4 protein-coding genes and 1 pseudogene are annotated in these 5,332 nt (G+C 62.6%); all 5 read left to right on the top strand.

The genetic code is table 11. The features are described from left to right. A partial coding sequence (locus tag B2W70_RS03675; RefSeq protein WP_349677432.1) for a lysophospholipid acyltransferase family protein occupies nucleotides 1-810 on the top strand: 810 nt, incomplete at its 5' end. Between the two features lie 176 nt (nucleotides 811-986). Then, on the top strand, nucleotides 987-2,315 hold the full coding sequence (locus tag B2W70_RS03670) for a hypothetical protein (RefSeq protein WP_286742970.1): 1,329 nt from the start codon (nucleotides 987-989) through the stop codon (nucleotides 2,313-2,315). Between the two features lie 26 nt (nucleotides 2,316-2,341). Then, on the top strand, nucleotides 2,342-2,773 hold the full coding sequence (locus tag B2W70_RS03665; RefSeq protein ID WP_286742968.1) for a hypothetical protein: 432 nt from the start codon (nucleotides 2,342-2,344) through the stop codon (nucleotides 2,771-2,773). 115 nt (nucleotides 2,774-2,888) lie between these two features. Then, entirely contained in the window at nucleotides 2,889-4,106 is a 1,218-nt protein-coding gene (locus B2W70_RS03660) for a DesA family fatty acid desaturase (RefSeq protein ID WP_286742965.1), read from the top strand. 189 nt (nucleotides 4,107-4,295) lie between these two features. Next, nucleotides 4,296-5,332: pseudogene (locus B2W70_RS03655) on the top strand (hypothetical protein); the annotation flags it as partial.

Below are 5,332 nucleotides of genomic sequence, written 5' to 3'. Positions count from 1 at the left end.
CGGGTGCCCCCTCAACAGCATGCCTCTGCCGCCGCGCCCGTTTCCGGGCGCTGGCTGCGCTCGCCCATCGCGGCCTGGCGGCTGACCCGCGCGGTGCTCCACATCCTCTGGGGCGTGGTGCTGGTGCTCACCGTCTGGGACCGGCTCGATGCGCGCCAGCGGCGCGAACGCCACCTCGACTGGTCCAGGAAGCTGGTGAACCGCCTTGGCGTCACGCTGGAGGTGCGCGGCACGCCTCACCCGTCGGCCAAGCTCGTGGTGGGCAACCACGTTTCCTGGCTGGACATCGTCGCCATCAACTCGGTGATGCCCTCGCGCTTTGTCTCCAAGGCGGAGGTGGCAAGCTGGCCGATCGTGGGGCGCCTGGTGACGGCGGCAGGCACCCTTTACCTGGTGCGCGAACGCCGACGCGACGCCATGCGCGTGCTCGGCCTGATGGCCCAGGCCCTGCGCGATGGCGACACCGTCGCCGTCTTCCCCGAGGGCACGACCGGGCCGGGAGGCCACATCATGCCCTTTCACGCCAACCTGCTGCAGGCCGCCATCGACGCGCCAGCACCGGTGCAACCCGTGGTCATCGCCTACCGGGAGCACGGCCATGCCGTCAGCCCCTCGGCCGCGTACGTGGGCGACATCGGGCTGCTGCAATCGCTGTGGATGACCGTCACCGCACGGCGTTTGGTGGTGCGCGTCGAGTTCCTCGAAGCGCGAACGGTGGCCCATGCCGACCGCCGGGCGCTGTCCGATCACCTCCATCAGGACATGAGCGCCACGTTGCAACGGACGATCTGCGAAAACCCGCAGACGTGACATAAGCCCGTTGTACGACGTCTTATTCGGACAACTCTCGCGGGTTTCAGCCGATAGTCTGAGCACTCCACATCGCGACATTCTTGCGGTGCGGTAACAAAATCCGTCTCTCGGTCGGTGTCAACCACTCGATCCGGGGGTCGAGCGCTCAATTCACCCTGATGAGGAGCCCCTCCATGTCCGACAAGACACTGCAGCGCCTGCCCCTGGCGCTCGCCGCCCTGCTGACTTGCCTCAGCGCTCATGCCGATTTCGTTTCTGATGACGGCAAAGCCCGCCTCTCTGGTTTTGGCACCGTGGGCGCAGCCCGCACCAACTCCGACGACGCCTTGTTCAACTACCCGGGACAAGGCGGTGGGGTGGACAAGCAGGTGGGCATGGAGGTTGACACCAAAGTCGGCCTGCAAGGCACTTACAAGTTCACCAACTCCATCTCGGGCACCGCGCAGGTGCTCACCAAATACCGCGCTCAAGGCCAGTACCAGCCGGAGTTCGAGTGGGCATTTGCCAAGTGGCAAGCCACTCCTGGCCTGTCGATTCGCGCAGGGCGCATCGGCGCGCCGTACTTCATGATTTCGGACTTCCGTGACGTCGGGTTCGCCAACACCGCCATCCGTCCGCCGCTGGATGTGTATGGCCAGGTGCCTGTCAGCTCTGCCGATGGCGGTGACATCAGCTACCAGATGAACCTGGGTGGCGCGACCATCACCTCCACCCTGTGGGGCGGGTCTGCCAAGAATGAGTACGCCAGCGCCCTGCGCAGCAGCGGCGTCGCGGTCGACCCGGTGACGGTCAAACTGAAGAACGGTGTTGGCCTGAACTTCAACATCGAGCTTGATGATGGCCTGACCTTCCGCTTCGGTCACAGCCAAGGCAAGCTGACCATCGAATCCAGCACCATTGATACCCTGGTCGGTGGTTACACCGGGATTGCCAACAACACCCTCGCGCCATCGAACTTCCGGGCCATTGCAGCCCAGGCCGCCGGAGCTTTGCCCACCGAGAACACCAAAGCGACCTTCACGGGCATCGGGGCCAGCCTGGACCGAGACAACATCGTTCTGGCTGCCGAGTACACCTTGCGCCGAGTCAAGGCGGGTAACGTTGCCGACACCACTGGCTGGTACGCCTTGGGTGGTTATCGCTTCGGCTCCTTCCTGCCCTATGTGATCGTGTCGAAATTGAAGCTTGATGAAAGCAACATCTCGATGCCCTCGAACCTGAGCAGCCTCAATGCCCTGGGTACTTCTGCTCAGCGCTTGGTCGCATCGACCCCAGTCGCCCTGGCGACCCAGTATGTGCAGCAAAGCACCAACAGCGTGGGCGTGCGGTGGGATGCCATGCGCAACACGGCCGTGAAGGTCCAGTTCGATAGCATCAAGAAGCCCGCCAACTCCAACGGGTTGCTCTTGGTTGCCGATCCGGCGACCGCCAACTCGGCTGACTTCCGTTCAAACAAAAAGAACATCAACGTCATCAGCGTCGCTGTTGACTTTGTGTTCTGAGCTTGATCTGGAAGGAGAAACACATCATGCAAAAGACATCCATCATCAAGTCCCTGCTGCTCGCCGGTCTGGTGACCCTGAGCAACCTGGCCGCGGCTGAAATCGTCGTGATCGTCAACCCCAAGAGCCCGCTGGCCTCGATGACGCCTGAGCAAGTCAGCGCCATCTTCATGGGCAAGACCAACACGCTGCCGTCCGGCACGACCGCCGCCCCGGCCGACCTGCCCGAAGGCAACGCTGCCCGCGACCAGTTCTACAGCAAGGCCGCAGGCAAGTCCTCGTCGCAGGTCAAGGCCACCTGGGCCCGCCTGACCTTCTCCGGCAAGGCCACCCCGCCGAAGGAGTTGGGCACCGCTGCCGACGTCAAGAAGTTCGTCGCCAGCAACCCGGACGCCATCGGCTACATCGAAAAATCTGCGGTGGATGGCACGGTCAAGGCGATTTTGTCGCTCGACTGACGCCGTTCGCGGGTTGTCACGCTCCGATCCAGCGTGGCAACCCGCTCATGATCTCGATCACGGATCGCGTGGGTGCAGGCCACTACAATCCGGCACCCGTTGAAAGGTTTTCGAGATGTTTGATTTTTCTTTCCACGATGCCCTGATTCAGTGGGGCATCGGTGGTTTGGTGAATGCCTCGTGGTGGCAGATCGTTCTCTACACGCTGCTTCTCACGCACATCACCATTGCTTCGGTGACCATCTTCCTGCATCGTGCGCAGGCGCATCGGTCACTTGAGCTGCACGCGATCCCCTCGCACTTCTTCCGTTTCTGGCTCTGGTTGACCACCGCCACCGTCACCAAGCAATGGGTGGCCGTGCACCGCAAGCACCACGCCAAGTGCGAAACCGCTGAAGACCCCCACAGCCCGGTGGCCCATGGCATCAAGACGGTGCTGCTGCGCGGCCGCGAGCTCTACGCTGCCGAGGCTGCCAACGGCGAAACCCTCAAGAAGTTCGGCCACAACACGCCGGACGACTGGCTCGAGCGCAAGCTCTACACCCCCCGAGCAGTCTGGGGCATCTGGCTGATGTTCGCCATCGACCTCGCCCTGTTCGGCGCCATCGGCATCACCGTTTGGGCGGTGCAAATGGTCTGGATCCCGATCACCGCCGCCGGCATCATCAACGGCCTGGGGCACTGGTGGGGTTACCGCAATTTCGAGGCAGCTGACGCCTCCACCAACGTGTCCCCCTGGGGCATCCTCATCGGTGGCGAAGAGTTGCACAACAACCACCACACCTACCCGACCTCGGCCAAGCTGTCGGTCAAGCCCTACGAGTTCGACATCGGATGGGGCTACATCCGTGGCCTGGAGATGATCGGCCTGGCCAAGGTGCGCAAGACCCCGCCGCGCCTGCAACTCGGTGACGTCAAGGCCGTTGCCGACGCCAAGACGCTGGAGGCCATCGTGGCCAATCGCTACGAGCTGATGGCAGGTTACGCCCGCGAAGTGCGCAGCGCCTGCCAGGCTGAAATGGCCCGCTTGAAAGCCGCTGGCGAAACCAGCGCCGCCTCGCGCCTGGCCCAGGTGCGTCGCTGGATGCACCGAGACGTCGAGCAGATGCCCGCAGGCATGCCCGAGCAGGTGGCCGATGCCTGCGCGCACAACCCCAACCTGGCCAAGCTGATTGCCATGCGCGAAGAGTTGCGGGCGCTGTGGACGCGCACCAATGTTTCCGCCGAGCAACTGGTTGTCGACCTGCAGAGCTGGTGTCAGCGTGCGGAGGCAAGTGGCATCCAGGCGCTGCAGGAGTTCTCGATGAAGTTGCGGGCCGCTCGCGCCACCTGAGTCCGCCCCTTTTCGAGCTTCACGGTCACCGCCCGAACCACCCGGTTCGGGCGGTTTTTTTTTCACCTGTTTGGCTGATGGGGCATTTCGTGCAAAAGCCACGTTTCCCTGGCGCTGATCCGTTTCATTTTTTCGCGCAGCTTCCGTAATCTGAACTGACCCTTCGGTAATCAGGACACGGAGCCGCCAGTGCACACCGATACGCTAGACAACAAGACCCCCGCCGCCAACGATGGCCACGCCGACGCGCAAGCAGGCACCGGCCAGGACAGCAACCCCATGCGCAAGATCATCATGATCGTGGGGGTGGCGATCCTGGTGTTCCTGGGGGTGACCACGCTGTCGGTCCAGAAATCGTTCCGAAGCAGCGACCAGCTCACCAGCATCAAGGACCTGTACTTCCCGGTGCTGCAAAAAATCGAGGCCAACATCGTTCGCCTCGACAAGATGGAAGAGCTGTACATGCGCGCGGTGATGATCGGCGAGACTGACCCGCTGGACGAGGCGGAGAACTTCTACAACGTCGCTGATCAGACCCTGACCGAAGTGGCGCAGCTTTACCCTCAGCGCAAGGACGACGTTGAGCGTCTGCGGCAGGAGTTCAAGGCATACAAGGACATCGCGACGTTCACTGCACAAGCTTTCTTGGACAAGGCAGACATCGACATGCCAGCGCAGACCAAGAAAATGAGCGAAGCGCTCAAGCAGTTGCGGCATTCCACCCAACAGTTCAGAGACTCCAGCTACGACAATTTCGTCAGCACCCTGGCCGACTCGCAGCAGACCGTCAAGGTCAACCTGTACATGGGCGTGGCCCTGGGCGTGATGAACCTGGCCTTCATGGCCGTGCTGGTCTTCTTCATCCGCAACAACCTGCAGATGATGGCCGTGATCGCCGAGCAGAACGCCAGCCTGGAGCGCCGCGTGGCCGAACGCACCGCCCAGCTGCGCCAGAAGACCAACGACATCCAGGCCATGCTGGAGAACATGCCCCAGGGCGTGATGACCGTGATGCCGGGTGGCGTGATCCACCCCGAGTACTCGGCCTACATGGAGACCATCTTCGAGTCCAAGGACATCGCCGGGGCCAACGTGATGGAGCTGGTCTTCAGCCAGACCAACCTGGGCTCCAACGACCTGTCCCAGGTGGATGCCGCCGTCGGCTCGTGCATCGGCGAAGACATGATGAACTACGAGTTCAACTCGCACCTGCTGGTCACCGAGTT

Source organism: Aquabacterium sp. UBA2148, assembly GCF_002328915.1.
Lineage (GTDB): Bacteria > Pseudomonadota > Gammaproteobacteria > Burkholderiales > Burkholderiaceae_C > Aquabacterium > Aquabacterium parvum.
The sequence above is the reverse complement of the archived record's forward strand: the minus strand, read 5'-3'. Positions and strand labels throughout refer to the sequence as shown.

What these genes read in the sequence shown, in the direction of transcription:
- B2W70_RS03660 (WP_286742965.1), top strand. Translation starts at nt 2,889, where the DNA reads ATGTTTGATTTTTCTTTCCACGATGCCCTGATTCAGTGGGGCATCGGT.
- B2W70_RS03670 (WP_286742970.1), top strand. Translation starts at nt 987, where the DNA reads ATGTCCGACAAGACACTGCAGCGCCTGCCCCTGGCGCTCGCCGCCCTG.
- B2W70_RS03665 (WP_286742968.1), top strand. Translation starts at nt 2,342, where the DNA reads ATGCAAAAGACATCCATCATCAAGTCCCTGCTGCTCGCCGGTCTGGTG.